This is a genomic window from Agrobacterium sp. CCNWLW32, from assembly GCF_037083425.1.
Classification (GTDB): domain Bacteria; phylum Pseudomonadota; class Alphaproteobacteria; order Rhizobiales; family Rhizobiaceae; genus Agrobacterium; species Agrobacterium radiobacter.
The window spans coordinates 420,020-444,940 of record NZ_JBAOJM010000001.1 but is presented as its reverse complement, the minus strand read 5'-3'; the positions used below and the strand labels follow the sequence as shown (position 1 = coordinate 444,940).

Annotated in this window: 26 protein-coding genes; 4 read left to right on the top strand and 22 right to left on the bottom strand. The window is 59.3% G+C overall.

Annotation, left to right across the window (positions count from 1 at the left end; genetic code table 11):
* Nucleotides 1-39: 39 nt before the first annotated feature.
* The 10 genes from V6R85_RS02385 to V6R85_RS02340 all read right to left on the bottom strand — a co-directional run bounded on the left by V6R85_RS02385 (nucleotide 40) and on the right by V6R85_RS02340 (nucleotide 9,022).
* On the bottom strand, nucleotides 40-297 hold the full coding sequence (locus V6R85_RS02385; protein WP_035207727.1) for a hypothetical protein: 258 nt from the start codon (nucleotides 295-297) through the stop codon (nucleotides 40-42).
* Nucleotides 297-467 carry a hypothetical protein gene (locus V6R85_RS02380; protein ID WP_155682181.1) on the bottom strand — a complete coding sequence of 57 codons (171 nt, stop codon included), beginning with the start codon at nucleotides 465-467 and terminating at the stop codon, nucleotides 297-299. The genes V6R85_RS02385 and V6R85_RS02380 overlap by 1 nt, the downstream gene beginning before the upstream one ends.
* Before the next feature lie 87 nt (nucleotides 468-554).
* On the bottom strand, nucleotides 555-3,008 hold the full coding sequence (locus V6R85_RS02375; protein WP_051634343.1) for a DNA-directed RNA polymerase: 2,454 nt from the start codon (nucleotides 3,006-3,008) through the stop codon (nucleotides 555-557).
* Between the two features lie 480 nt (nucleotides 3,009-3,488).
* Entirely contained in the window at nucleotides 3,489-4,217 is a 729-nt protein-coding gene (locus V6R85_RS02370) for a thermonuclease family protein (RefSeq protein WP_020810782.1), read from the bottom strand.
* 163 nt (nucleotides 4,218-4,380) lie between these two features.
* The gene (locus tag V6R85_RS02365) at nucleotides 4,381-4,914 is read right to left on the bottom strand and encodes a MerR family transcriptional regulator (RefSeq protein ID WP_003502237.1); all 534 of its coding nucleotides are present in this window, start codon (nucleotides 4,912-4,914) and stop codon (nucleotides 4,381-4,383) included.
* A 274-nt stretch (nucleotides 4,915-5,188) separates the two neighbouring features.
* Nucleotides 5,189-5,527 carry an integration host factor subunit alpha gene (locus V6R85_RS02360; protein WP_003502236.1) on the bottom strand — a complete coding sequence of 113 codons (339 nt, stop codon included), beginning with the start codon at nucleotides 5,525-5,527 and terminating at the stop codon, nucleotides 5,189-5,191.
* A 244-nt stretch (nucleotides 5,528-5,771) separates the two neighbouring features.
* Nucleotides 5,772-6,743: a beta-ketoacyl-ACP synthase III gene (locus V6R85_RS02355; RefSeq protein WP_111834293.1), complete on the bottom strand. Its 972-nt coding sequence runs from the start codon at nucleotides 6,741-6,743 to the stop codon at nucleotides 5,772-5,774.
* Between the two features lie 4 nt (nucleotides 6,744-6,747).
* Nucleotides 6,748-7,809 carry a phosphate acyltransferase PlsX gene (gene plsX / locus V6R85_RS02350; RefSeq protein WP_026363445.1) on the bottom strand — a complete coding sequence of 354 codons (1,062 nt, stop codon included), beginning with the start codon at nucleotides 7,807-7,809 and terminating at the stop codon, nucleotides 6,748-6,750.
* A gap of 101 nt (nucleotides 7,810-7,910) precedes the next feature.
* A complete protein-coding gene (locus V6R85_RS02345) occupies nucleotides 7,911-8,474 on the bottom strand; it encodes a YceD family protein (protein ID WP_003502233.1) in 564 nt (187 codons plus the stop codon).
* 8 nt (nucleotides 8,475-8,482) lie between these two features.
* Nucleotides 8,483-9,022, bottom strand: coding sequence for a ubiquinol-cytochrome C chaperone family protein (locus tag V6R85_RS02340; RefSeq protein ID WP_060724066.1), 540 nt, complete (start codon nucleotides 9,020-9,022; stop codon nucleotides 8,483-8,485).
* 270 nt (nucleotides 9,023-9,292) lie between these two features.
* On the opposite strand from V6R85_RS02340, the gene V6R85_RS02335 reads away from it, so the two are divergent.
* Nucleotides 9,293-9,823, top strand: a complete 531-nt coding sequence (locus V6R85_RS02335) for an outer membrane protein assembly factor BamE (protein ID WP_003502231.1) — start codon at nucleotides 9,293-9,295, stop codon at nucleotides 9,821-9,823.
* A 75-nt stretch (nucleotides 9,824-9,898) separates the two neighbouring features.
* On the opposite strand, the gene V6R85_RS02330 is transcribed toward V6R85_RS02335, so the two are convergent.
* The 12 genes from V6R85_RS02330 to V6R85_RS02275 all read right to left on the bottom strand — a co-directional run bounded on the left by V6R85_RS02330 (nucleotide 9,899) and on the right by V6R85_RS02275 (nucleotide 22,201).
* Nucleotides 9,899-12,037 carry a sodium-translocating pyrophosphatase gene (locus tag V6R85_RS02330; RefSeq protein WP_111834292.1) on the bottom strand — a complete coding sequence of 713 codons (2,139 nt, stop codon included), beginning with the start codon at nucleotides 12,035-12,037 and terminating at the stop codon, nucleotides 9,899-9,901.
* 218 nt (nucleotides 12,038-12,255) lie between these two features.
* Entirely contained in the window at nucleotides 12,256-13,479 is a 1,224-nt protein-coding gene (locus V6R85_RS02325) for an MFS transporter (RefSeq protein WP_111834291.1), read from the bottom strand.
* Between the two features lie 21 nt (nucleotides 13,480-13,500).
* On the bottom strand, nucleotides 13,501-13,998 hold the full coding sequence (nusB, locus tag V6R85_RS02320) for a transcription antitermination factor NusB (protein ID WP_031233928.1): 498 nt from the start codon (nucleotides 13,996-13,998) through the stop codon (nucleotides 13,501-13,503).
* A gap of 4 nt (nucleotides 13,999-14,002) precedes the next feature.
* Complete coding sequence (gene ribH, locus V6R85_RS02315) at nucleotides 14,003-14,449, bottom strand: 6,7-dimethyl-8-ribityllumazine synthase (RefSeq protein ID WP_111834290.1); 447 nt, start codon at nucleotides 14,447-14,449, stop codon at nucleotides 14,003-14,005.
* Nucleotides 14,450-14,626: 177 nt separating this feature from the next.
* The gene (locus tag V6R85_RS02310; RefSeq protein ID WP_099085492.1) at nucleotides 14,627-15,259 is read right to left on the bottom strand and encodes a LysE family translocator; all 633 of its coding nucleotides are present in this window, start codon (nucleotides 15,257-15,259) and stop codon (nucleotides 14,627-14,629) included.
* A gap of 203 nt (nucleotides 15,260-15,462) precedes the next feature.
* Nucleotides 15,463-16,074, bottom strand: coding sequence for a riboflavin synthase (locus V6R85_RS02305; protein WP_003502222.1), 612 nt, complete (start codon nucleotides 16,072-16,074; stop codon nucleotides 15,463-15,465).
* Nucleotides 16,074-17,318: a bifunctional diaminohydroxyphosphoribosylaminopyrimidine deaminase/5-amino-6-(5-phosphoribosylamino)uracil reductase RibD gene (ribD, locus tag V6R85_RS02300; protein WP_099085494.1), complete on the bottom strand. Its 1,245-nt coding sequence runs from the start codon at nucleotides 17,316-17,318 to the stop codon at nucleotides 16,074-16,076. The genes V6R85_RS02305 and ribD overlap by 1 nt, the downstream gene beginning before the upstream one ends.
* Before the next feature lie 2 nt (nucleotides 17,319-17,320).
* Nucleotides 17,321-17,800 (bottom strand): transcriptional regulator NrdR, encoded by a 480-nt coding sequence (nrdR, locus tag V6R85_RS02295; protein ID WP_003502218.1) that lies wholly within the window; start codon nucleotides 17,798-17,800, stop codon nucleotides 17,321-17,323.
* 12 nt (nucleotides 17,801-17,812) lie between these two features.
* Nucleotides 17,813-19,102, bottom strand: coding sequence for a serine hydroxymethyltransferase (glyA, locus tag V6R85_RS02290; protein ID WP_003512506.1), 1,290 nt, complete (start codon nucleotides 19,100-19,102; stop codon nucleotides 17,813-17,815).
* A 211-nt stretch (nucleotides 19,103-19,313) separates the two neighbouring features.
* Nucleotides 19,314-20,645: a L,D-transpeptidase family protein gene (locus tag V6R85_RS02285; protein ID WP_003502206.1), complete on the bottom strand. Its 1,332-nt coding sequence runs from the start codon at nucleotides 20,643-20,645 to the stop codon at nucleotides 19,314-19,316.
* Nucleotides 20,646-21,019: 374 nt separating this feature from the next.
* Nucleotides 21,020-21,529, bottom strand: coding sequence for a transcriptional regulator LdtR (gene ldtR / locus V6R85_RS02280; protein ID WP_026363448.1), 510 nt, complete (start codon nucleotides 21,527-21,529; stop codon nucleotides 21,020-21,022).
* Nucleotides 21,530-21,763: 234 nt separating this feature from the next.
* Nucleotides 21,764-22,201: a DUF6163 family protein gene (locus V6R85_RS02275; RefSeq protein ID WP_003502204.1), complete on the bottom strand. Its 438-nt coding sequence runs from the start codon at nucleotides 22,199-22,201 to the stop codon at nucleotides 21,764-21,766.
* A 174-nt stretch (nucleotides 22,202-22,375) separates the two neighbouring features.
* On the opposite strand from V6R85_RS02275, the gene hemB reads away from it, so the two are divergent.
* The 3 genes from hemB to V6R85_RS02260 all read left to right on the top strand — a co-directional run bounded on the left by hemB (nucleotide 22,376) and on the right by V6R85_RS02260 (nucleotide 24,881).
* Nucleotides 22,376-23,389 carry a porphobilinogen synthase gene (gene hemB, locus V6R85_RS02270; protein WP_111793082.1) on the top strand — a complete coding sequence of 338 codons (1,014 nt, stop codon included), beginning with the start codon at nucleotides 22,376-22,378 and terminating at the stop codon, nucleotides 23,387-23,389.
* Nucleotides 23,390-23,486: 97 nt separating this feature from the next.
* Nucleotides 23,487-23,945 (top strand): RDD family protein, encoded by a 459-nt coding sequence (locus V6R85_RS02265; protein ID WP_003502200.1) that lies wholly within the window; start codon nucleotides 23,487-23,489, stop codon nucleotides 23,943-23,945.
* A gap of 177 nt (nucleotides 23,946-24,122) precedes the next feature.
* Nucleotides 24,123-24,881, top strand: coding sequence for an arginyltransferase (locus V6R85_RS02260; RefSeq protein ID WP_003502198.1), 759 nt, complete (start codon nucleotides 24,123-24,125; stop codon nucleotides 24,879-24,881).
* The last annotated feature ends 40 nt before the right edge of the window (nucleotides 24,882-24,921 follow it).

Here is a 24,921-nt window from a genome sequence, read left to right as displayed (position 1 = left end):
AGTCGGGGCCATATTGATCCCTATAGTGGGACGTTATGGTCAAAGTTCGTGCCTCACATAAAGCTGGAGCGCGACCATGTTCGGGTCCTTCTCGTCCTGATGGGCGTGAAGAAGATTGTTCGCGACCGTGAAGACATCACCAACGTCAATCATGTTGCGCTTGGCGTAGGCCAGAAGTGTCACCGCAAGGGCGACCGCTTGGGTCTCCTTGTTGTGGTCCGACACGCTGTCCAGAAAGTTGAGAGCCGCGATAGCTACCGGCTTCGGCGGCAGATGGTTCAGCCTATCGCGGTTCATTAGTATGCCCGCCGCTTGATCGCGCCGACCTTAAGCAAGGCGTCGATGACCACGTTGCGAACAAAGGTGAACTCCTTCTTCGTCAGCTTGTGACGGGTGAAGGTGTGACCGTCTACGGAAATGTCATCGTTTGATGCTCCGAAGTGAAGACGGATAGAGGGACGTTTCATAAACACTCCTATGAGATTGATTGGGAGGATGGAATGCGATGAGCTTAACTAGGGTGTTATTCCATTTGCTCCCTGTAGTGGGATGATTTAGGCAAAGAAATACGGACTCTCCCGTACCTCCGCCAAGTCGAGGCCGCCAACCGTGGGAGGCGTAGGGATACCCTCATGGATGCCTTCCGGGATCACAGATTGAGCGAACTGTTCGAGGGCGTCATAGCTCTCGTACATGGTGACGAACTCCTCACGCAGGATGGCCGCGAAACGTGGCGTATGGTGTGCGGTCGTGCCGTAGCTGTCATGGATCATGGCAAACTTGGTGATCCCTGCGTCCACGGCAGCGCACACCGTCAGCACGAGCGCCGAGGCGTCGAGGGAGTGGACGAAATTCGGGGCCACGCCATTCACCTGACGGCGAGCGTCGATCTGGTCGGGCTTCTCCTCCATGATGGCAGGACGGAACCGCTTCCCGAACAGGACGGACTCCAGTTGGGTCTCCTTCATTTCAGGATAGAACTGGAAGACTGGGAACCCGGACGGAGTGGTCCACTGGAGGGGCCTTCCTTCCTTGACCACGGCCCCGGCGACCTGACGCAGCCAGCCCATCGCGAGGCGGGCGGACACGACAGTCTCACCAATGGCAGACCAGACCTGACCCGCGAGCCAATTCGACGCTTGGCTCACCTCATCATCATTGAACGGCAGCTTTCCGCGCTCCAGCACGGCATCCCCCACGTACTTCTGGCACGAGTTCAAGGTGCCCCCATACGGGAGGACCATGACGGGACGCTTGGTGATCTTACGGTCGATCCCGAAGTCGAACCAGAGGCCAGCCCATCGCTGGTGCTGACGCTCCTCGTCGGAAGGATGAGCCGGAAGGGTCGTGAGGGACAGGCGACGGAGGTTTTCCATGACCTTCTCCGCGACCACGCCATAGATGTCCTGCGGCTTGTCGGACGGAACGAGATTGACTGCCGCCCCGGCGACCGGATCGAACAGCATGGCAGAGTAGTGCTGGAGCCCGTTGCAGGAGCCGTCCATCGCAATCGGAATGCGGGACACAAACGGGGTTTCACGCTGGAGCGGCCAGCCCATTTCCGCATACTCGAACGCCCATGCAAGGAAGCAGAACGGGCTGTCCGCTTCGGTCCACCAGAGATCGTCTAGTGGAGCCTTGGCGCAGGAGAGGATGCGTTCCCGGTTGGCTGCGGTCCATGCCACTCGCTCATCGAAGGAAACCTTATCAACGCCGAAGGTGTTCGCTCCGTGGATAAGGAACCACCGGAGTTGATCGGGGCGCGTGATGGGATCGCCGGAACTGAACTGGAGCAGAGCTTTGGAGAGGTCTGTTCCCTGCGGGTTGAGGCCAGAGGCAACAGCATAAATGCGCCCTCGGAAATCAAGCTGATATGGAAAGTAGATGGCATCATAGCGGGCAAACTCCTTGGCGATCCCGAGCGTCTTGTGGGCTTGGACCCTGCGGCTCTTGAGGGAGGTGTTGGTTTCGTAGGTGATCGCGGCGAGACGACGCCACGACTTGCGAGCTTCCTCATTGGTATCGATGTCAACGGGCTTAGTGGGCAGCGGCAGAACATCCGAAGGCAGTCCAGCCACTCCCGATCCCAATTGCATGAAGTGTTCGGCCACTTCGAGGACCCGAGTGTTGACCGCCCAAGGCGTCCGCTGGATCGCGTTCACCGCCTTGTAGACTGACGAAAGATCGGCCTCCTTAAGCAGCTTCATGTGCTTCTTCGAGCGGGTCTTCACGAGACGCAACGGGTAAGCAAAAGCATCTGTGTGGTAGCCACAGCCGACAAGCCGGTCCCAATCCTTCGGAGGAACGATGCACGGCAGGTATTCGGGAAACATGATCTCCGACTGGAGGTTCAGCGTATCGAGCCACGTCTTGAACCGATCCGTCAGGCTGACGATGTGTCGGAGCTTCCGCCCGTGGCGCACGGTCAGGACCTCGATCAGGCCGGTTGAAGTGCAGATCAACTCGATCAGTTTCGCGCCAACCATAACTCTCTCTCGGGTGGTCCAAGCGGTCCAGCCGTCATCGCCCTGATTGGCGATTGCGTTCAGGACACGGCGGCGATGATCGGCGTGGCCGGTGCGGCTTTCGAGGAGACGCTGCGCGTTCTTCACACCTTGCGGGTTTTTCTTCTCGTAGGTGTGGAGGCGCTGTTCTGTCTCGATGAAGCCGCCTACTCGGTTCGCAAGTACGGTCAACTCGTGGTCCCGTACGATGCTGTCGAGGACGATCTTGAGAGCGATGTAGGCGACCGAGATAGCATCCAGCCCGTCAAGCGCCTTGACTGCGGAGTGGCGGCGACCGGCCCCCTTCACCTTTGTTTCTTCGCGGAAGTCATCAATCGCTTTGGCGACGGGCTCGATGGCCGCGTCCAGTGCGGTCTTGACGCTACGGCTGTCCGAGGCGTTCCCGGACTGCAAATTCTCCATGTATTGCGCTCGGTATTTTTCGACGCCGAGGGACGCCATGCGGTGTTCAAGTTCGATCTGCTCTTCCATCAGGTCGGCCATTTTGTTCTCCATCTGTTCTACTCTCTTATAATCACAACTCAGCGACATGGGGAAGTGGTTTTAGGAATTTATTCACATGCAGAACGTGACGGAATTTCACTGGCTTCTCCTAGCTGGTCACAGGATGGGCACGGATTTCGCGGGATTGTGACCGCTGTGTCCGTGGGCACAAAATCTCGTCCCATTATCGGGAGCATTTTGGCAAATAAAAATCGCGTCCAATCGGCGCAATATTGCCTTTGAATTTCAACAGGATGATTGAGACTGGCGGCTAATGATCCCACAACAGGGAGCATATGCACAGGATTTTAAGTCTGCTGCGTCTACCGATTTCGCCACGTCCGCATTGCCGCGCCTTGCACCATTGCGGTCAAGTCGCTGCAAAAAGTCGTCATCCTTCGGGTGTCCGGCACGAGGCCTCGATCCCAAACGCGACTGAGCCTCATCTACACAGGCCGGACCGTTTCGGTCAATTGGGCCTTAGCCACACCAGGACTGATTTTTTGCCGATACCGGATGGGCGAGCCCTTCTCGCACGAGTTGATCGGCGAAGGAGACGCCCGAACGCGAAAGCCGTTTGCGTTCCGTGGCTTGCCCGCCCGCAGTCCCGGAAGAGGTCACATCGAAGGCGCCGGCATTCAGCATGTCGCGAAGCCTGACCTTTGCAACGAAACCGCGCTGGCGCTCTTCCATGCAGCGCGCCCGGTCGATCTGCGGAACCTCGATGCCGGCGAGCTGCGTCTTCACGCCCTTCATCCAGAAGGTGTTGCCATCGGCCACGCAATTATTGAGGCCCGAACGGCCGCAGAAGGCAAAGGCGCCGCTTTTTTCACCGAGCGAGATTTTTTCGACCGAAGGACGCGTTTCCGGCAGGATAGCTGCAACCTGGCTCGGCTGCGAGACGGATGGCATGGCGATCGGGCGCGGCGGCACCGGTCCATTGCCGGGCAGAGCCGGCGATGCGGGGCGGATGGATGCGACTTTCTCGGTCGTGACCGCATCGCGCTTGGCGGTTGTCGCGACTTTCGGGGAATTCGCGGCTGAGGATGTCGCCTTCGCAACATGGCGCTGCGGCAGAAGGCTGTCTCGATGTTCGTAAGCCTGAATGCCGCCGGCAACGACGCCCAGCATCAACACCCATGGCCAAACGCTGCCGCCGCTCGATTTCTTCGCCGTGCGGCGTCGTGCTGTCGGTTTTCGGTTGCTCACGATCGGACTCCTTTCAACGGAGCCGCATTATCGGCGAAAGGAGTTTCCGAAAAGTTGGCATTCGCGATCGTTTTCGTTTTTCAGAGAAACGGGAAAACGCTCTAACTCTTTGTTTTCTCGAATTCCCGGATGGGAAACGCTTAAAAGACCTGTGGATAAATCGTCAGCGAACCTGATCGAGCAGGCGTTTGCACTCGAGGAGATCGAACAGGGCTTCCTGCAAAAGCGCCTGGTCGTCCTTGCCGATGCTCGACTTGCCGACCGATATTTCGGCATCGCTGTTGCCGCCGCCGAAGCCGAAAAACCGGCCGCTCGGCTTGGCCTTCGGACGGCCGACAACCTCGTCCCCATCGGTATCGATGACACGCGGCTCGGCGACTTCCTTTTCCCCGCTCGCCGCCATGATGGCTTCCATGGTCGCGAGATCACCGGAGGCGATTGCCGCCACGAAGCGGTTACCATTGGCTTTCAGGAGCTTCTGCACGCCCTTGATGGTGTAGCCATGGTCATAAAGAAGATGACGGATGCCCTTCAGGAGATCGATATCGTCAGGGCGGTAATAACGGCGGCCCCCGCCCCGTTTCATCGGCTTGATCTGCGGAAAACGCGTTTCCCAGAAACGCAGCACATGCTGCGGCAGGTTCAGCTCATCCGCCACTTCACTGATCGTCCGAAACGCGTCGGGGCTTTTATCCAAATTTCCACTCCCATCCGAACCGGAGCACCATGCATCCGGCCGGACACTGAACGAGAACGCTTTTCACCCGCCGGTCAAACACCACGCTAAGTCGGTTACGACCCCGCGCCGACGCCGTTGCGGCGAGATACAAATCACTAAAATTGATTATGATGTGAGTCGACCGGATTTCAACGGCTTGCACGTTGAAATTCAAGTATGTTCACAAGAAGAATGGGGAAAAGGGCTTGCGATATGGCAAAAAAGGCGTGTCGCTACGACCTTGAGTGAGGGATTATGCCCCCGCCTTCTGGCCCTTCTGCTTGGCCTTGCGGGCCGTATGGGCCTTCAGAATCCGCTGCTTCAGCACATTCGAGGCCTTGAAGGTCATGACGCGGCGCGGCGAAATCGGAACTTCCTCACCCGTTTTCGGGTTGCGGCCGATGCGCTCGTTCTTTTCCCTGATCTGGAAAGTTGCGAAGGACGAAAGCTTGACGACCTCGCCGCGGGTGATCGCGTTGCAAATCTCGTCGATGATCGTTTCGACCAGTTCGGCGGATTCGGTGCGGGACAGCCCGACTTTACGAAACACAGATTCTGCAAGATCTGCGCGTGTCACTGTCTTCCCGGCCATTTTTCCCCACAAACCGTGTCTGAATTTTTCTCTAGGAGCCGCCGAGATTATTTCCCTTGTGGCGACCGGTCAAGGGATTGTTCCAGATTCATTTGAGGCTTTCGGCAATCAGTGCAAGGGCTTAGACTGACTGATACGGTTTTGACACAGGCTCGGGTCGCCCGGGCGCTTCTGACCGGGGCGTGAGCGCGAAAATCACAACCGATTTCGCCCCGGCGCCCCGGCAAACGCGCAAATCACGCCCTTACCAGCGCAGCAGCACCGCACCCCAGGTGAAGCCGCCGCCCATGGCCTCCAGCATGACAAGATCGCCCTTCTTGATGCGTCCGTCGCCGGCCGCAACGGCGAGCGCCAGCGGAATGGAGGCGGCCGAGGTATTGCCGTGCTGATCGACGGTGATGACGACCTTTTCCGGGGCGATGTTAAGCTTCTTCGCCGATCCGTCGATGATGCGCTTGTTGGCCTGGTGCGGAACCAGCCAGTCGAGGTCATCAGACGTCGTGCCCGTCGCCTCAAAGGCCTGTTCGATCACGTCGGTGATCATGCCGACGGCGTGCTTGAACACTTCCCGGCCTTCCATGCGCAGATGACCAACGGTACCTGTCGTGGAAGGTCCGCCATCGACATAGAGCTTTTCCTTGTGCGAACCGTCGGAACGCAGCTGCGCGGTCAGAACGCCGCGATCGGCGGACGTCCCCTCGCCTTCGCCGGCTTCAAGAATCAGCGCGCCGGCGCCATCTCCGAAGAGAACGCAGGTGGTGCGGTCCTTCCAGTCGAGAATGCGCGAGAAGGTTTCGGAACCGATCACCAGGACGCGCTTGGCCATGCCGCCGCGAATATAGAGGTCGGCGGTCGATACGGCATAAACGAAGCCGGAACAGACGGCCTGCATGTCGAAGGCGAAGCCGTGGGTCATGCCAAGACGGTTCTGGATGTTCACCGCCGTTGCCGGAAAAGTGTTATCAGGGGTCGAGGTGGCCAGAATGATGAGGTCGATATCATCAGGTGTCAGGCCGGCATTGTCGAGCGCGGCACGCGCAGCAGCTTCGCCGAGGGACGCGGTGGTTTCACCTTCGCCGGCGATATAGCGCTGCTTGATGCCCGTGCGCTGCACGATCCATTCGTCTGATGTCTCGACGACACCTTCGATTTCGCTGTTGGTCATGACACGCTTCGGAAGCGCTGCCCCGAAACCACGAACTATAGAGCGGATCATTCCCTTATTCCTCGTCAGCCACGAGAGCTTCGGGCGCCGGGGGCGGAAGCCGTCTTGCGTGGTAAATCTTCAGATCATTTTCAATCTTGGCCGTCAGGCCGTTGTGAACCATGTCGTAACCGACATCGACAGCCGACGCAAAACCAACGGCGTCCGTACCCCCGTGGCTCTTGATGACAATGCCGTTCAGGCCCAGAAACACGCCGCCATTGACCTTGCGCGGGTCCATTTTTTCCCGAAGCACATCAAAGGCGCTTTTCGCCAGGACATAACCGATCTTGGCGAAGAAGCTGCGCGAGATCGCCTCACGCAGAAGCGTGGTGATCTGGCGCGCCGTGCCTTCTGCGGCTTTGAGCGCAATGTTGCCGGTGAAACCTTCCGTCACCACCACATCCACCGTACCCTTGCCGATATCATCGCCTTCGACGAAACCGCGATAGTCGATGGTGCCGAGATCGGCCTCACGGATAAGCCGTCCGGCCTCACGTACCTCTTCCTGGCCCTTGACTTCCTCGACACCGACATTGAGCAGGCCGACGGTAGGGCGGTCGATATCGAAAAGCGCGCGCGCCATGGCGCCGCCCATCAGGGCAAAATCCAGAAGCTGCTGGGAATCGGCGCCGATCGTCGCACCGATGTCGAGCACGATGCTTTCGCCCTTCAGCGTCGGCCAGATGCCGGCAATCGCCGGTCGTTCCACCCGCGCCATGGTGCGCAAACAGAATTTGGCCATGGCCATCAGCGCGCCGGTATTGCCGGCGGAAACGGCGACATCCGCCTCGCCGAGCTTCACCGCCTCGATGGCGCGCCACATGCTGGAAACATAGCGGCCACGGCGCAGCGCCTGGCTCGGTTTCTCGTCCATGCTGACCGAGACTTCACAATCGTGAAAGACCGACTTTTCCCGAAGTGCGGGATATTGTGCCAGAATGGGGTCGCATTTGCTCTTCTGCCCGTAGAGCAGAAAAGTTACATCGTTGTGCCGTTCAAGCGCCTTGGCGGCACCGGGTATGGCAACATCTGGGCCGAAATCGCCACCCATGACGTCAATTGCAATTCTGATCACTCGTCCCTTATCCTTACTTGCCGCCAATCAAGCGGATTTTGCGCGAAAATACCTTTTCCGGCTCTTGTTACAATAAAATTATTTCAGCCCGGCTGGGCCATTCAGTCTTTTTTCCAATCTTTCAGCACGGCAAAGGGCGATGGGCGCTTTTCTTCTTCGGGCTCTTTTTCAGCCGCTTCGGCAAATTCCGCATCCGCTTTGCGCGGATAGGGATCGATCGCAAGCGCGGCAAATTCGGCAACCACGGCGCCGACATCGATGCTGTCGCCGGTGAACTGATCGGGAATATCGGGGCCATCAGGATCAAGCACGATCTCGCCTTCCTCATTGGTCACCATCCGCGCCAGTTTCGATCCTTCCGGGACGAAAATCTGCTCCACCGTCTCGTCGATCTTGCTCGAGACCGGCTCCAGCGTGACGATGCAGGATTGGGTCACAGCCGCATGCACCTCACCCTTGATCTTCACGCCATCCTTCTTCCAGCGGGAAACCTGCAGCTCCGCCTTCAGATATTCGACGGAAACCACATCCCAGAATTTCGCCAGCGCCTTCAGTTCCTCGGCACTGGCTTCGAGACCAATCCTGACGGGATTGGCGGAAATATGGCCTACCTTTACGGGATAGGAAAAAGGCAGGTCGTCATTTGCGGCGTGTCGCGCGTTCATCGTGAACCTCATCGTAAAGGCAAGGGCAGCGTCAGGCTTCCGGTTGCTATTGTCTCTTCGGACTGGGCGGCAAGGGCTGCGGATGCTTCCATCATCCAGCCCGCCAACCCCTCCATATCAGGGGCCTTGTCGTCTACCTGCGGATATATATTGCGCCGGAGCGCTGCGGCAAGAGCGGGGCGGTCGGAAGCATCCAGCGCCGCCGCGTAGGATTCGAGCCGCCCATAAAACATACCGGCGAATTTCTTCATGCGTTTCGGCACGCCCTGGTCACCGATTCCCAGCTCACGGATGGAATGATCGATATCTTGAAAAAAGGCGTCGACGATCTCCTGGGCGATTTCCTGCCCGCTGACACCTGATGATTTGGTGCGGCGGAAATAGAGAATCATGATCGCCGAGAGCATCTCGAAACGGCCCATGACCGTGTCGGGCACACCGAGGTCAAGATAAAATCCGGGCGTGCGGGCGGCAGCCGTCAAGGTCGCATATTGCCGGTCAACTATGGCGCGATTGTTGTTTTTCTTCTTGAACAGCCCGAATATCATCTTTTTTTTCCGAACCGGACGGGTGAATTCGCTTACCGCCCATCGCACTTGTTGCATGATTGTCAAAGCTGGTTTACCGAAGCATCCACGAATTGCAATGCTGTCACGGTCACGTTCGTCTTTGGGCTGAAACAGTCGAAGAGAACCGGAGGAGTTCCAAAAGGCCGGGAAAGCATTGAATTTGGGGGGTGATCGGGATTTTCCGTCCCCGGATTGACACAATCATGTGCACAGACACTGTGCACCACGCAATGCCGGAAGGTGCCATTCATGATCGCAGTCGGGGAAAAGCAGTTGAGCAAGCAGAAATCCGCAAGTCACGGCAAAATTCTGAGCAAGACCGCCATCGCAATCGTGCTCGCATCCGGCCTGCTTTCCGCCTGCAGCAGCACAACCGATGTGTTCCATAACGGCTATGTCATGGACGAGCAGTCGCTCCAGCTGATCCCTGAGGGTTCCAGCCGTGAGCAGGTTCTGCTGACCATGGGCACGCCCTCCACGACGGCGACCTTCGGCAACGAGGTTTTCTATTACATCTCGCAGAAGCGCGTGCGCCGCGCGGCCTTCATGAAGCCGGCGCTGGTCGAACAGAACATTCTTGCGATCTATTTCAACAAGGACGGCGTCATCGAGCGCAAGGCCAACTACACGCTGCAGGACGGCAAGGTCTTCGACACGATTTCGCGCACAACGCCGACCGGCGGCAAGGACCTCACCTTCCTGCAGCAGCTGCTCTCCGGCGGCACCTCCGGCGCCAACATCGCCAAGAGCATTCTCGGTCAGGGCAACAACACCCCCTGACCTCAGCAGGAACGGAAAAATCAAAGGCCCGGGGATCACTCCCCGGGCCTTTTTCATTCGTCGGAACCTCAGCCCTCAGTGGGCAAGAACAGCAAGCAGCAACAGCGCCACGATATTGGTGATCTTGATCGCCGGGTTGACGGCGGGACCGGCGGTATCCTTGTAGGGATCGCCGACCGTATCACCCGTCACCGACGCCTTGTGGGCGTCCGAACCCTTGACGTGGCGCACGCCGTCCTTGTCGATGAAGCCGTCTTCGAAGCTCTTTTTGGCGTTGTCCCATGCACCGCCACCTGAGGTCATGGAAATCGCCACGAAGAGGCCGTTGATGATGACGCCGAGCAGCGATGCGCCAAGTGCCGCGAAGGCCGACGCCTTGGAGCCCGAAATCAGCAGCACGCCGAAATAAACGACGAGCGGCGCCAGAACCGGCAGGAGCGACGGGATGACCATTTCCTTGATCGCCGCGCGTGTCAGCAGGTCCACGGCCCTGCCATAATCAGGCTTTTCCGTCCCAGCCATGATGCCCGGTTTTTCGCGAAACTGGCGGCGCACTTCCTCGACAATCGAGCTTGCCGCCTTGCCCACCGCCGTCATGGCGATGCCGCCGAAGAGATAGGGGATGAGGCCGCCGAACAGCAGGCCGGCAACCACATAAGGGTTGGCGAGGCTGAAGGAAATCTCGCCTATATCCTTGAAGTAGGGATAAGTATCGCCATTGGCGGCGAAATAGGACAGGTCGTTGGAATAGGCCGCAAACAGCACCAGCGCGCCGAGACCGGCCGAACCGATGGCGTAACCCTTGGTGACGGCCTTGGTGGTGTTGCCGACGGCATCCAGCGCATCCGTCGCCTTGCGCACGTCAGGATCGAGACCGGCCATTTCAGCGATACCACCGGCATTATCAGTCACCGGGCCGAAGGCGTCGAGCGCCACGATCATGCCCGCGAGACCAAGCATGGCGGTGACCGCGATGCCCGTGCCGAACAGGCCGGCCAACTGATAGGTTCCGATGATGCCGCCAACGATGACGAGAGCCGGCAGCGCCGTCGATTCCAGCGAAACCGCAAGGCCCTGGATGACGTTGGTGCCGTGACCGGTGACCGACGCCTGGGCGATGGAGTTGACCGGCCGCTTGTTGGTGCCGGTATAATATTCGGTGATGACGACGATAAGCGCCGTCACGACGAGGCCGACCAATCCGCAGAAGAAGAGGTTGGTGCCGGTGATCTCCATTCCGGCCACCGTGCCCACCACTCCCCAGCCGACCGTCGCATGAGTAGCGACCGCAAGACCGGCAACCGAGAAAACGCCGGTGGCGATGAGCCCTTTGTAGAGCGCGCCCATGATGGAATTGTTGGTGCCGAGCTTCACGAAGAAGGTGCCGGCAATCGAGGTCAGGATGCAGGCGCCGCAAATCGCCAGCGGATAGACCATGGCGCTTTCCAGTATCGGCGTTCCCGCAAAAAAGATCGCGGCAAGAACCATGGTCGCGACCACGGAGACGGCATAGGTCTCGAAGAGGTCTGCCGCCATGCCGGCGCAGTCGCCGACGTTGTCGCCGACATTGTCGGCGATCGTTGCCGGGTTGCGCGGGTCGTCCTCGGGAATGCCGGCCTCGACCTTGCCGACGAGATCGCCGCCGACATCTGCACCCTTGGTGAAGATGCCGCCGCCGAGACGGGCGAAGATGGAGATCAGCGATGCGCCGAAGCCGAGCGACACCAGCGCATCGATCACCTCACGCGATCCGGCCGGATGGCCCATCACCGAGGTCAGGACGAAATAATAGATGGAGACGCCGAGCAGCGCGAGACCTGCGACCAGCATGCCGGTGATGGCGCCCGACTTGAAGGCGATATCGAGACCGGCGGAAAGGCTGTGGGACGCCGCCTGCGCGGTGCGCAGATTGGCGCGCACCGACACATGCATGCCGACGAAACCGGCCGCGCCCGAAAGCACCGCGCCGATGAGGAAGCCGATGGCCGCCATGGCCGATAGCAGATACCAGGCAAGAACAGCGACGATCAATCCGACGACGGCGATGGTGAGATATTGACGGGTGAGATAAGCCTGCGCACCTTCACGGATAAAACCTGCTATTTCACGCATACGCTCGTTGCCCTGATCGGCATCGAGAACGCTTTTGGTGGCCCATACCGCGTAAACCACGGACAGGACACCGCATAAAATTACTATGGGTATTACGGTCATGCGCACTTACCTCCCAAAAGGCCGGGTCTCACTCCCTCCCCGGCGCGGCGAAACCTTGTGCAGGGAGATGCGGACGGCCTGTCCCAAATCCCGTCTTGGGCATTTGTTCCCCTCCCAAGGAAAAATGTCCTCGGAGCGGAGATTGCGTTGGCGCAAGGTGCCGCGTCAAGCCCACAAATTTGCCTGAAACTTGAAAGGCGTAGAGAGCGGCGCAGAACTCAGGCGGCTTTTTTTTGCTTCGTGAGGATGAGCGACAGGACGAGCAGGAGGCAAAGCCCGGCAACCGGCCAGATGACGAGGTTCATCACCGACCAGCCCCAGGCCGTAAACACCTTGCCGGAAGAGAAGGACGACAACGCCACCGTGCCGAAGAGCACGATATCATGGAAGCCCTGCACCTTGTCCGCCTCATGCGGGCGGTAGCTTGACGTGATGATGGCGGTTGCACCGATGAAACCGAAATTCCAGCCGAGGCCAAGCAAAATGAGCGCCGCCCAGAAATTCCACAGCTCTATGCCCATATGGGCGACAATGGCGCAGGCCATCAGCACGATGAGGCCGCAAGCAACGATTTTTTCCGCGCCGATTCGGGAAATCAGCATGCCGGTGAAGAAGCTCGGGCCGAACATGGCCAGCACATGCCACTGGATGCCGAGCGTGGCGAGTTCGGTCGGGAAACCGCAGCCGATCACCATGGCAAGCGGTGCGCCCGTCATCATGAAGGTCATCAACGCATAAGAGCCGATGCCGCAGATCATGCCGGTGACGAAACGCTGCGTGCGGACAATCTCCGAAAGCGGCCTCACCGATTCGACATGGGCGGTGGCAGCCTTGGGGTCGGGCAATTTCAGAAACGCCAGAATGGCAATCGAAACGAGGCCGAGCGGAACGAGGGCCAGAAAAGCGCCGGCAAAGGTAACCGGCGCAAGTAAATCCTTGCCGAAGATGGCGAGTTGCGGCCCGACGATGGCGGAAATGATGCCGCCAGCCAGAATCCAGGAGATCGCCTTCGGTTTGTAGAAGGATGGCGAGGCATCGGCTGCGGCGAAGCGGATTTTCTGCGTGAAACCGCCAGAAATGCCAATCAGCAGCAGGCCCACGGCAAACAGCCAGAAATCCGACCGGAAGAGCGCCACCGCGGCAATGCCGCCGCCGATGGAGCACATCAGCGCGCCGACCATGAAGCCTGCCTTGCGGCCAAGAAAGCGGGAGGCGGCCGCCACGCAGATCGCGCCGAGCGCGACACCGACATTAAAGCCGGTGAGCGGCGCGGTTGCCAGTGACTTGTCCGCACCGAGCAGCTGATAACCGGCAAGCGCGCCGACCGAAAAGCTCAAGGGCGCGGCCGATCCCATGATCGCCTGCGCCATGGTGAGAAGGAAGACGTTGCGCTTCGCCTCGTCCAGTTGAACTTCAAGTCCGGGGAGGGAAACTGCGCTCATCTCTTCCTCACCTGTTTTACTTCAGCGTTTTGCCTCGCCGCGCACCTGCTTGGCAATGCGGTCCAGAACCGCATTCACCAGCTTAGGCTCGTCATGCTCGAAGAAAGCACGGGCGATTTCAACATATTCCGTGACGATGACGGCGACCGGCACGTCCTTGCGCTCGAGAATCTCGAAAGCGCCGGCACGCAGGATGGCGCGCACGGTGGCATCGAGGCGCGACAGCGGCCAATCTTCCAGAAGGGCGGAGCGCACCAAGGGGTCGATCTTCGTCTGATCGCGCACCACACCGGCGACGATCGAACGGAACCACGAAGGGTCAGCCTTCAGGTAGGTATCGCCATCGACTTCCTGGCCGAGACGATGCGCCTCATATTCGGCGACGACTTCCATCACGCCGGTTCCGCCGACATCCATCTGGTAAAGCGCCTGCACGGCCGCAAGGCGGGCCGCGCCGCGCTGGTTGGCGGGCTTTACCGAAGGCTGGCGCGGTTCGCCGCCATTATCAACATTCGACATGCGTTCAGCCACCCAGTTTTTTCTTGAGCTTGATCATGGTCAGCGCCGCGCGGGCGGCGAAACCGCCCTTGTCCTTGTCGGAACGGCGTACACGCGCCCAGGCCTGCTCGTCATTCTCGACGGTGAGGATGCCGTTGCCGATCGGCAGCGATTCGCTGACCGCGAGGTCCATCAGCGCGCGGGAGGATTCGTTGGCGACGATGTCGAAGTGGTAAGTCTCGCCGCGAATGACCATGCCAAGCGCGACAAAACCGTCATATTCCGTGCCGTCATTGTCTGCACCGTCAAGCGCCATGGCGATGGCGGCAGGGATTTCCAGCGCGCCGGGAACGGTGATGACGTCATAGGTGGCGCCGGCTTCATCGAGCGCGAATTTCGCGCCTTCGAGAAGAGCATCGGCCATATCGTTGTAAAAACGTGCTTCCACGATAAGAAGATGAGGTTTGGACATGTGAGGGTTCCTGGGGATTTTCCCGAAAAGCTTAACGCCGGATCATACCGGCTTTTGCGGCGGTCAAACCACGGCTGACTGTTTTTGGCAAGTAATTTCATATGTCAGCGGCGCAAGGGGCCGCTTCTGCAGGGCACTTGGCCGGGTTTTGCACCTCCCGGCGCGGCTCCGCGAGAATCAGGTTTTCTGGAAGGCCAGATGGACGCCGAGCCCCATCAGCACCGTTCCGGCAGCGCGGCGGACAAGCATCTGCACCGCGCTGGAACGCTTCAAACGCCCGACCATCGCCCCTGCCAGAAGCACGCCGACCAGATCGGCAGAGGAAAAGATGAAATTGACGGCGATGCCGAGGATCAGCAATTGCAGCCAGACTGGAAAGGCTGCTGCCGGATCGACGAATTGCGGTAGAAAGGCTAGAAAGAACAGCGCGGTCTTCGGATTGAGCACATCGATGATGATGCTGTCGAAAAAGGCGCGGCGCGCCGACTTCGGCTCGATGGTCAGATTGACCGCCTCACCTTCAAGCTTGCTGCGCAGCATCGAAAAACCGAGCCATACGAGATAAAGCGCGCCGCAGAGCTTCACGGCGAGATAGAGCCAGGGAACGGCCTGAAACAGCACCGAAAGCCCCGCCGCAGAGGCAAAAATGTGGAAATAGCAGCCGACATGGATGCCAAGCACCGCCATCAGCCCGGCAAACCGGCCGCGCGCCATGGTCTGCGCCGCCGCATAAAGCATGGCCGGACCGGGGATATAGGCGAACAAAGCGGTGGTTACGAAAAAGGCTGTCAGCAGTTCAAAAGACGGCATGATGTATGTCCCCTACCCCCGTTTGGATGAAAACGGCTGAAGAGACGTCTTATAGTGTTTTGAGCTTCATCGGAAGCAAGGCAGCGACCATTATGCGATTTGGCGTACTCGTCGCTTCCGTTCCGTCATGCCGGCTTTGAGTCGGAATGACGGGAGGAGGAGGCGTCAGCGGGCACAATAACCCGCCGAGTCACCTTTTCGGTTTACGCCGACGGAAATTCCGCAAGCCTTGCGGCATAACGCGCCATGGTGTCGACCTCGAAATTGACGAAATCGCCCGGCTGACGTTCGCCCCAGGTGGTGACGGTGAGCGTATGGCGGATCAGCAGAACGTCAAAATCCGTGCCTTCGACGGCGTTGACGGTCAGCGAGGTGCCATCGAGCGCAATGGAACCCTTAGGCGCCACAAATTTCGCCAGATGCTCCGGGGCGCGCAGGCGGATACGCACCGCCTCACCTTCCGGTTCGACAGCCAATATTTCCGCCTTGCCGTCGACATGGCCGGAGACGATGTGGCCGCCAAGCTCGTCGCCGATCTTGAGCGCCCGCTCGAGATTGACGTGAGTACCCTTCTGCCAGCTGGCGATCGTCGTCAGGCGCAGCGCCTCTTCCCAGGCCTCGACTTCGTACCAGCGCTCGTTGCTGCCATCATCAGGCAGCCTCGTCACCGTCAGGCACACGCCGCCATGGGAGATGGACGCCCCCATATCGATGGTCTTGGGATCGTAATTCGTCGCCACCCGCAGACGAATGCCTTCAGCCAGGGCTTCCAGCTCGGAAACGGTTCCGACGTCGGTGACAATTCCGGTAAACATCAAATTGGCCTTTCATAATCGAAGCAGCGATCCGGCCCATAGGCGGTTTCGCTGATCAGCGCATAATCGCCCGTGATATCGGCACGGTTGAGCGGCGTTTCAATGCCGCCCTCACCGATCACAACAGGGCTTTCGAACAGCATGATACGGTCCACCAGCCCGGCTTCAAGGAATGATTTTGCGGCAAAGGCGCCGCCTTCGACCAGAAGTTCCGACATGCCGCTTTCGGCGAGGATGTGGAGGAGGTTTTCGAGCGTGGAGGCTTCGAGGATCTGGATGCCGGCGTCGGTCAGTAGTTGGCGCTTTGACTCGGAGCTACCCCCCTCTGCCCTGCCGGGCATCTCCCCCTCAAGGGGGGAGATCGATGGGGCGCTACCTTGCCCGACATTGAAGGTAGACGAATGAGAGGTGGAGTCGAAACTTGAGCGAGCGGCCAGCCCCTTGCCGATCTCCCCCCTTGAGGGGGAGATGCCCGGCAGGGCAGAGGGGGGTAACGCCGCAATCACCACCGGAACTTCGCGCGCCGTCTTCACCAGCTTCGATGTCAGCGGCAATTCAAAATGTCGGTCTAGCACGATGCGCACCGGCGAACGCTCCTCCAAACCGGCAACGCGCACTGTCAGTTCCGGATCATCCGCAATCGCAGTCCCGATACCCACAAGAATGCAATCACAGCGCGCCCGGAGTTCATGCACGGCGTGGCGAGCCTCATGCCCGGTGATCGCCACCTGCCCCTCGCCTCTCCTGCCGATCATACCATCGGCGGAAATGGCAAGCTTCAGAATCACATGCGGGCGTTTTTTCATCTGCCGTGTGAGGTAACCGGCAAGCGCTCTCTTGCCTTCGTCGCGCAGCAGGCCGGTTTCCACGACAATGCCCGCATCGCGCAGGATGGAGTAACCACGGCCGGAAACCCGCTCATCCGGATCATCCACCGCCACCACGACACGGGCGACGCCGTATTCCACCAGCGCATTGGCGCAGGGCGGGGTTTTGCCCCAATGGGAACAGGGTTCGAGCGTGACATAGGCGGTTGCGCCACGGGCCGCCTCGCCGGCGATTTCCAGCGCCTGGCGTTCGGCATGGGGCCGGCCGCCGATGGCCGTCACCGCTTCGGCGATGATTTGTCCGTCCTTGACGAGGACGCAGCCGACCGAGGGATTGGTCAGCGTCTGACCCTGGTGGCGAAGCGAAACCTCGATGGCCCGCGCCATGAATTTTTCGTCATCGGCACGGCTCGTCACGTCTATGCTCCACCGTCCGTATCACGGGCGATCTTGGCGTTGATTTCGGCAATCACGTTCTCGAAATCCTCGGCGTGGCTGAAATCGCGATAGACCGAGGCGTAACGCACAAAGGCCACGTCATCGAGGCTTTTCAGCGCTTCCAGAACCTGCAGGCCGATTTCTTCCGAGGGAATTTCCGTCTCGCCGGAACTTTCCAGACGACGAGCGATGCCGGAGACGGCCCGCTCGATCCGGTCGCGGTCAACCGGGCGCTTGCGCAGCGCGATCTCGAAGGATCGCACCAGTTTTTCCCGGTCGAAGGGCAGCTTGCGGCCGCTTTTCTTGATGACCATCAGCTCGCGCAATTGCACGCGCTCATAGGTCGTGAAGCGACCGCCGCAATCCGGGCAGATGCGCCGCCGGCGGATGGAGGTATTGTCCTCCGCCGGACGCGAGTCCTTGACCTGTGTGTCTTCGGAACCGCAGAATGGGCAGCGCATCGTCTCTTTTCCTTACATATACGGATACATCGGGAAACGGTCCGTCAGGCCGACGACCTTTTCACGTACCGCAGCTTCAACGGCAGCGTTGCCCTCATCCGAATTGGCAACCTTCAGACCATCGAGAACCTCGACGATCAGCTTGCCGATTTCGCGGAATTCCGCTTCCTTGAAACCGCGCGTCGTGCCGGCCGGCGTGCCGAGACGCACACCCGAGGTGACGAAGGGCTTTTCCGGATCGAAAGGAATACCGTTCTTGTTGCAGGTGACGTAAGCGCGGCCGAGTGCTGCTTCCGCACGCTTGCCGGTGGCGTTCTTCTTGCGAAGATCGACCAGCATCAGGTGGTTGTCGGTGCCGCCTGAGACCACGTCCAGACCGCCTTCGATCAACGTTTCGGCCAGCGCCTTGGCGTTCTTGACGACCTGTGCGGCATAGTCCTTGAATTCCGGCTGCAACGCTTCACCGAAGGCGACTGCCTTGGCGGCGATGACGTGCATCAGCGGGCCGCCCTGAAGACCGGGGAAAACGGCGGAGTTGAACTTCTTGGCCAGATCCTCGTCATTGGTGAGGATCATGCCGCCACGCGGGCCGCGCAGCGACTTGTGCGTCGTCGTCGTGGCAACGTGGCAATGCGGGAACGGCGACGGATGCTGGCCACCGGCAACGAGGCCGGCGATGTGGGCCATATCGACCATCAGATAGGCACCGACTTCATCGGCAATCTCGCGGAAACGCTTCCAGTCCCAGATACGGGAATAGGCGGTGCCGCCAGCGAGGATAAGCTTCGGCCGGGTTTCCTTGGCCTTGCGCTCCACTTCGTCCATGTCGAGCAGGTTGTCGCCTTCACGCACGCCGTAAGACACGACGTTGAACCACTTGCCGGACATGTTGACCGGCGAACCGTGCGTCAAATGGCCTCCCGAGTTCAGGTCGAGACCCATGAAAGTGTCGCCCGGCTGCAAGAGCGCGAGGAACACGGCCTGGTTCATCTGCGAACCGGAATTCGGCTGGACGTTGGCGAAGTTGACGCCGAACAGCTTCTTGGCGCGCTCAATGGCAAGCTCTTCAGCGATGTCTACGAACTGGCAGCCGCCATAATAACGCTTGCCCGGATAACCTTCGGCATATTTGTTGGTCATGATCGAACCCTGCGCTTCAAGCACGGCGCGGGAAACGATGTTTTCCGAGGCGATCAGTTCGATCTCGTGGCGCTGGCGACCCAGTTCCTTCTCGATCGCGCCGAAAATATCCGGATCGACTTCGGCAAGCGGACGGGAGAAGAAAGCATCTGTGTTCGACATGGTGAAGGCTCCTGAAACAGTAATGCGATGGCGTCTTAGCGCCCTGCCCGAACAAGAGCAATACGGGCAGCGAGATTTGCCCGTCAAACTGCGACGTTGCGACAAAAAACGGCAGCTGTTTTTTTCAAAACCAGCAGCGAAAATGAAAAAAGCCGCACCCGACGGGGTGCGGCCTTTCACTTAAATATAAAAACCTGACGGCAGCGCCGGATCAGTTGCGCGGCAACAGGTCGTCGTCGACAGGTCCAGCCGGCTGTTCGATGCCGGTGGTGGTGTTGAGCGCCAGTTCGGCGTTGCCGTCCTTTTCATAGATGTCGTCGCGGAACTGCACCACGCCGTCCTTCGCCGACCATGCGGTGATGTAGACGAAATAGACAGGCACTTCCTGCGCCAGCTTGATCGGTGTGTTGACGCGGGTGGCGATGACGCGTTCCATTTCCTGACGCGACCAGCCGGGCGTGTCGCGCAGCAGCCAGCTTGTGAGGTCGCGCACGTTCTGTACGCGCACGCAGCCGGACGATTCGAACCGCATCAGCTTGTTGAACAGACCCTGCTGCGGCGTGTCGTGCATATATTCGTTGTTCGGATTGTGGAAGTTGATCTTCGTCGAGGACATGGCGTTGATCTTGCCGGGGTCCTGGCGGAACATCAGGTTCGGCGCCTTTGGCGCAAACCAGTCGACCGCCGTCGGCGAAACTTCCTGTCCCTTGCCGTCGATGAGGCGGATGTTGTTCCGCTCCAGATAGGTCGGGTCCTTCTGCATCAGCGGCACGATGTCCTTTTCGACGATCGAGCGCGGCGCTGTCCAGTAAGGGTTGAGGATGACTTCGTAAATCTTGGAATTGATGACGTGCGTCGGGCGGCTGGCGCGACCGACGACGGCGGTGTTGCGCAGCACGACGCGTTCATTCTCCACTGCTTCGATGGCGGCGGCCGGGATATTCACCATCAGGTGACGCTGGCCGAGATCACCCGACATGGACTGGATGCGCACGAGGTTGGTCTGCAGTTGCGCCAGACGGATCTGCGCGGAAACATTGAGCGCCTTCGTGGTATATTCGCCGCTGACACCGTCAGCCGGAAGGCCATGACGGGCCTGGAAACGCTTCAGTGCGCCATCAACGTAAGAGTCAAAGGCACTGGAAATGCCGGCTTCGCGCGGCAGATCGCCGGATACCATCAGTCGCTGGCGCAGCGCCTGTACGGAAGGATCGGAGACGCCGATCTGGAGGCGCTGCTGGGACGCAGGCACTTCCGGCCAGCCGCCATTCTGCACGATCTGCTGATATTGCATGATCGCCTGCTGCATATAGACAGGTGCTTCGCGTCCGAGAACCGGATTGTTTGAAACGACACCCACGGCCGAACGCGATGAATTGGCGTCGAACTGGTCATCCCAGTTGCCGCGGCGCGAAGAGCCCATGAGATCGTTAAGCGCGTTCTGCGCAAAGGCCGGCGCGGCAAGTGCTGCAGCACCAACGGAAACGGCCGAACGCAGAAGCGCGCGGCGCGATACGGAATCGGAAACGGATTTCTTTGTCATTCTACCTACCAGCCACTCTCTTCGGCATCCTCAACGATGCCTAAATCAATATGATTAACAAACACGTACAACGTGTCTGCCGGCCGGTAATGCTCGATACGCCATGATCTTGGCGCTGGTGTCTGGCACAGCAGTCGAGGCTTGCCACGACAGCAGGAGAAACCGCCGGCTCCTATGCCTTTGCGCCTCCCATATCAATATGGCCGATTCGTGTCACGGTCCTCTTCTCACGAAGCTGTGTTCGCCTGCAAAACAGGGCGAAGGCCGGATGAAGGGGCGGACTTGACAGGTAAAATGCGTGGCGGGTGACCTGCGGAATCCGCAAGCCGGGAGCAAAGGATGCCCCCGGCTTAAACAGTGAAACCGTCGCGGTATTACAGGCGGTAAGCGATCGAGTCGTTCCAGAAGCGATCAAGGCGCTGCAGCAGCTTGTTCATTTCGGAGAACTCGCCGGTGCCGATGCCGCCGACCTTTTCGATCGAACCGACGTGGCGTTCATAAAGGCGGGCAACCGTTTCGGCGATTTCCTGGCCCTTTTCCGTCAGGCTGATGCGGACCGAGCGGCGGTCGACACGCGAGCGCTGGTGGTTGATGAGACCGAGGTCGACCAGCTTCTTGACGTTATAGGAGACGTTCGAGCCGAGGTAATAACCACGCGAACGAAGCTCGCCGGCCGTCAGTTCGGAATTGCCGATGTTGAACAGCAGCAGGGCCTGAACGGCGTTGACGTCATCACGACCCTGACGGTCGAACTCGTCCTTGATGACATCGAGGAGGCGGCGGTGGAGACGTTCCACCAGGTGCAGCGACTCCATGTAGAGCGAGCGGATGGTATCTTCATGTGCATCGGCAACAACGGCCTGGGGCTTAACTTTGCTATTGATCATGACTGCCTCACTGTTTTGTTTGGCGGTGTGTTTGTTTGTCTCCCGCCTTGAGTGAGAACCTAATCAATGCGCATAAAATTCTACTTAAAAGCTACGATTAACAAATGGTTACATGCATTTTCCCCAGCGGGCCGAATCTGTGGCGAAGCGGGAATGGGTCTTAGTCATCCGTTATAATTCAATGACTTAACGATAAAATTCGGCAGGAAAACGGGGCGAATTGCTTTATTATTATGGTAAATCAATTCTTGCGCGCTCTTCATTCTGGCGCTGATCCAGCCAGAAAGCGACCAGGAATAGTATATAAATGGTTGCCACGAGACCGTGCATCACGGGCACAAGCGTGTTGGCACCGAAGATATGTGGCCAAACCTTATACATGGCGATCTGCGCGCCCGCGCCCATGACCCACATGACGGCACCCCAGGAGGCGCCGAGCCAGAGACCCAGCGCCGCAACCGGGAAAATAACCGCCAGCGCACTGCCCGCCACGCGCCAGGGCAGGTTCAGCATATCGAAGCGCCCATGGCCGCCAAGCGAATAGCCCGTCAGCATCGCCCAATATTGCAGGCCGAACCAGAAACAGGAAACCGCAACCAGTCTCATGAAGACCAGAAAGAGGATTTCGGCAAGCGGACGCTTCGGCAGAGGTTGAGAATCAGGTTCCATGGCCGGAAGATACGGTCTCGATGGGCGGGCGACCAGTCCATATTGAATTCCGCCATCTGCCTTGTCAAAGCATGATCGCCGGCGCTGTGCCTCAATGAGGGAAGATTGTCGCATTCGCATGGCCCACGCTTCATGATATGCAGCTTTCGAAATTTGACCGAAGGACATTCTGACATGCAGGACAAAACGCATCTGGTCGACGAGATCACCGGCCATCGCCGCATGCGGCGCAATCGCAAGGCGGATTGGACGCGCCGTCTGGTTCAGGAAAACCACCTGACCGTTGACGACCTCATCTGGCCGGTATTCATCGTGCCGGGCAGCAATATTCTCGAGCCCATTCCCGCCATGCCCGGCGTCAACCGCATGAGCGTCGACCGGCTGGTGGAAGCGGCAAAGGAAGCCGCCGATCTCGGCATTCCCGCCATCGCGACCTTCCCGAATATCGAGATGGAGTTGCGGGACGAGACCGGCTCGAACGCGCTCGAAGCAAACAATCTCATCAATCAGGCGACTATCGCGGTCAAAAAAGCCGTGCCAAATATCGGCTTGATCACCGATGTCGCGCTCGATCCCTTCACCAGCCACGGGCATGACGGCATTCTGCGCGGCGACGAGATCGTCAATGACGAAACGGTCGAACAGGTTGTCAAGGCGGCCATCCTGCAGGCGGATGCCGGTTCGGACATTATCTCACCGTCGGAGATGATGGATGGGCGCATCGGCGCCATCCGCCGGGGGCTCGACGCCGCCGGACACCAGAATGTCGGCATCATGTCCTATGCGACGAAATTTTCCTCCGGCTATTATGGCCCCTATCGCGAGGCCATCTCCACCGCCGGCCTGCTGAAGGGTGACAAGGCGAGCTATTACATCAGCCCAGCCAATAGCATGGAGGCGATCCGCGACGCAGCACTCGACGTTGAGGAAGGCGCCGACATGCTGATGGTCAAACCCGGCCTGCCCTATCTCGACATCTGCTGGCGGCTGAAGGAGAATTTCGGCCTGCCGACCTTCGCCTATCAGGTGTCCGGCGAATATACCCAGATCAAGGCTGCGGCCATAAATGGCTGGATCGACGGCGAGCGGGTGATGATGGAAACGCTTCTCTGTTTCAAGCGTGCGGGCTGCGATGGTGTTCTCACCTATTTCGCCATGGAGGCCGCACGCAAACTGGCAAAGGGCTGAGGCCGGCGCTTATTGTATTCGGTCGTTTTCTTCCCATATTGTCTGCTGACACGGCACTCATGCCGCGCTGTCATACCCTCTCAGGAGAAAACGACCGATGAGCCTCGACCAGAACCCCACCTATGCCGCACCGGATGACTGGCGCGCCTATAGCGGCGTCCTGAGCCGGCGCGTCTTCGCGTTCGTGATCGATTACGCGATCGTTCTGCTTCTGTGCATCCCGGCCGCGGTCATCGTCTTCTTTCTCGGCGTGATCACGCTTGGCCTGGGATTCTTCCTTTACCCGGCGCTGTTCGTCATCGTTGCGGTGCTTTATTTCGGCATGACGCTTGGCGGCCCGTCGCAGGCCACTCCCGGCATGCGGGCGATGGGGATCGCGATGGCGCGCATGGACGGGCGGCGAATCGATTTCCTGCTGTCGACGGTGCATATCGTGCTTTTCTGGGTCATCAACTCGGTTTTGACGCCGCTGATCCTGCTTGCAGGCCTGTTTACCGAGCGCTCGCGCCTCGTTCATGACTTCCTGCTCGGCACCGTTATCGTCAGAACGCGCTGATATCGATGAAAGCCACGGAAACGTGGCTTTCATCGCGTCAAATACCTCATCCCGCAGTTGACGTTTTCCGTCATTTTGCCATTCTGTGACATTATGCATGTCGCTTGAAGCGCCGCCGCCAACCCCGTGAAATCGCGGCGCGCTTTCATAACAGACGCAGGAGGCGATCACGGTTCGATGAACACGCAGGCGACGCCCTCTCCTCAATTCTATCTTACGGCGCCGGCCACCTGCCCCTATCTGCCGAACCAGATGGAGCGGAAGGTCTTCACCCATCTGGTCGGCCCGCGCGCTTCGGAAATGAACGATCTTCTGACCCAGGGCGGTTTCAGGCGCTCGCAGAACATCGCCTATCGCCCGGCCTGCGAAAACTGCCGCGCCTGCGTCTCCGTACGCATCCTCACCGAACAGTTCCAGCCGACGAAATCGATGCGGCGTGTACTTGCCGCCAACCGGGATGTCGTGGCCACGGTGCACGCCGCCGAGCCCTCCACCGAACAATTCGCGCTGTTTCGCCGTTATCTCGACCACCGCCACCAGTCCGGCGGCATGTCCGACATGTCGGCGCTGGACTACGCGATCATGGTGGAAGACACGCATGTCAACACCCGCATCATCGAATACCGCGTGCGCGAACCCGGCTCCGGCATCGATTCCAGCAAGCGCGGCGAACTTCTGGCGGTGGCGCTCAGCGACGTGATGAGCGACGGTCTGTCGATGGTCTATTCCTTCTTCAATCCCGATCTCGAAAAACGCTCGCTCGGCACTTTCATGATCATCGATCACATCACCCGCACGCGCGCGCTCGGCCTGCCGCATGTCTATCTCGGCTACTGGGTCGATGGTTCGGAAAAGATGGGGTACAAGACCCGCTATCATCCGCAGGAGCATCTGACGCCGCGTGGGTGGGAGGTTTACCATCCCGAAGGAGAATAATGGGTTCGCCAAGTCCTGAAGCACATGTTCGGCTTGGACA

What these genes read in the sequence shown, in the direction of transcription:
- V6R85_RS02385 (WP_035207727.1), bottom strand. Translation starts at nt 297, where the DNA reads ATGAACCGCGATAGGCTGAACCATCTGCCGCCGAAGCCGGTAGCTATC.
- V6R85_RS02380 (WP_155682181.1), bottom strand. Translation starts at nt 467, where the DNA reads ATGAAACGTCCCTCTATCCGTCTTCACTTCGGAGCATCAAACGATGAC.
- V6R85_RS02375 (WP_051634343.1), bottom strand. Translation starts at nt 3,008, where the DNA reads ATGGCCGACCTGATGGAAGAGCAGATCGAACTTGAACACCGCATGGCG.
- V6R85_RS02360 (WP_003502236.1), bottom strand. Translation starts at nt 5,527, where the DNA reads ATGGCCGGGAAGACAGTGACACGCGCAGATCTTGCAGAATCTGTGTTT.
- V6R85_RS02355 (WP_111834293.1), bottom strand. Translation starts at nt 6,743, where the DNA reads ATGATCCGCTCTATAGTTCGTGGTTTCGGGGCAGCGCTTCCGAAGCGT.
- V6R85_RS02345 (WP_003502233.1), bottom strand. Translation starts at nt 8,474, where the DNA reads ATGAACGCGCGACACGCCGCAAATGACGACCTGCCTTTTTCCTATCCC.
- V6R85_RS02340 (WP_060724066.1), bottom strand. Translation starts at nt 9,022, where the DNA reads ATGATATTCGGGCTGTTCAAGAAGAAAAACAACAATCGCGCCATAGTT.
- V6R85_RS02335 (WP_003502231.1), top strand. Translation starts at nt 9,293, where the DNA reads ATGATCGCAGTCGGGGAAAAGCAGTTGAGCAAGCAGAAATCCGCAAGT.
- V6R85_RS02330 (WP_111834292.1), bottom strand. Translation starts at nt 12,037, where the DNA reads ATGACCGTAATACCCATAGTAATTTTATGCGGTGTCCTGTCCGTGGTT.
- V6R85_RS02325 (WP_111834291.1), bottom strand. Translation starts at nt 13,479, where the DNA reads ATGAGCGCAGTTTCCCTCCCCGGACTTGAAGTTCAACTGGACGAGGCG.
- nusB (WP_031233928.1), bottom strand. Translation starts at nt 13,998, where the DNA reads ATGTCGAATGTTGATAATGGCGGCGAACCGCGCCAGCCTTCGGTAAAG.
- ribH (WP_111834290.1), bottom strand. Translation starts at nt 14,449, where the DNA reads ATGTCCAAACCTCATCTTCTTATCGTGGAAGCACGTTTTTACAACGAT.
- V6R85_RS02310 (WP_099085492.1), bottom strand. Translation starts at nt 15,259, where the DNA reads ATGCCGTCTTTTGAACTGCTGACAGCCTTTTTCGTAACCACCGCTTTG.
- V6R85_RS02305 (WP_003502222.1), bottom strand. Translation starts at nt 16,074, where the DNA reads ATGTTTACCGGAATTGTCACCGACGTCGGAACCGTTTCCGAGCTGGAA.
- nrdR (WP_003502218.1), bottom strand. Translation starts at nt 17,800, where the DNA reads ATGCGCTGCCCATTCTGCGGTTCCGAAGACACACAGGTCAAGGACTCG.
- glyA (WP_003512506.1), bottom strand. Translation starts at nt 19,102, where the DNA reads ATGTCGAACACAGATGCTTTCTTCTCCCGTCCGCTTGCCGAAGTCGAT.
- V6R85_RS02285 (WP_003502206.1), bottom strand. Translation starts at nt 20,645, where the DNA reads ATGACAAAGAAATCCGTTTCCGATTCCGTATCGCGCCGCGCGCTTCTG.
- V6R85_RS02275 (WP_003502204.1), bottom strand. Translation starts at nt 22,201, where the DNA reads ATGGAACCTGATTCTCAACCTCTGCCGAAGCGTCCGCTTGCCGAAATC.
- hemB (WP_111793082.1), top strand. Translation starts at nt 22,376, where the DNA reads ATGCAGGACAAAACGCATCTGGTCGACGAGATCACCGGCCATCGCCGC.
- V6R85_RS02265 (WP_003502200.1), top strand. Translation starts at nt 23,487, where the DNA reads ATGAGCCTCGACCAGAACCCCACCTATGCCGCACCGGATGACTGGCGC.
- V6R85_RS02260 (WP_003502198.1), top strand. Translation starts at nt 24,123, where the DNA reads ATGAACACGCAGGCGACGCCCTCTCCTCAATTCTATCTTACGGCGCCG.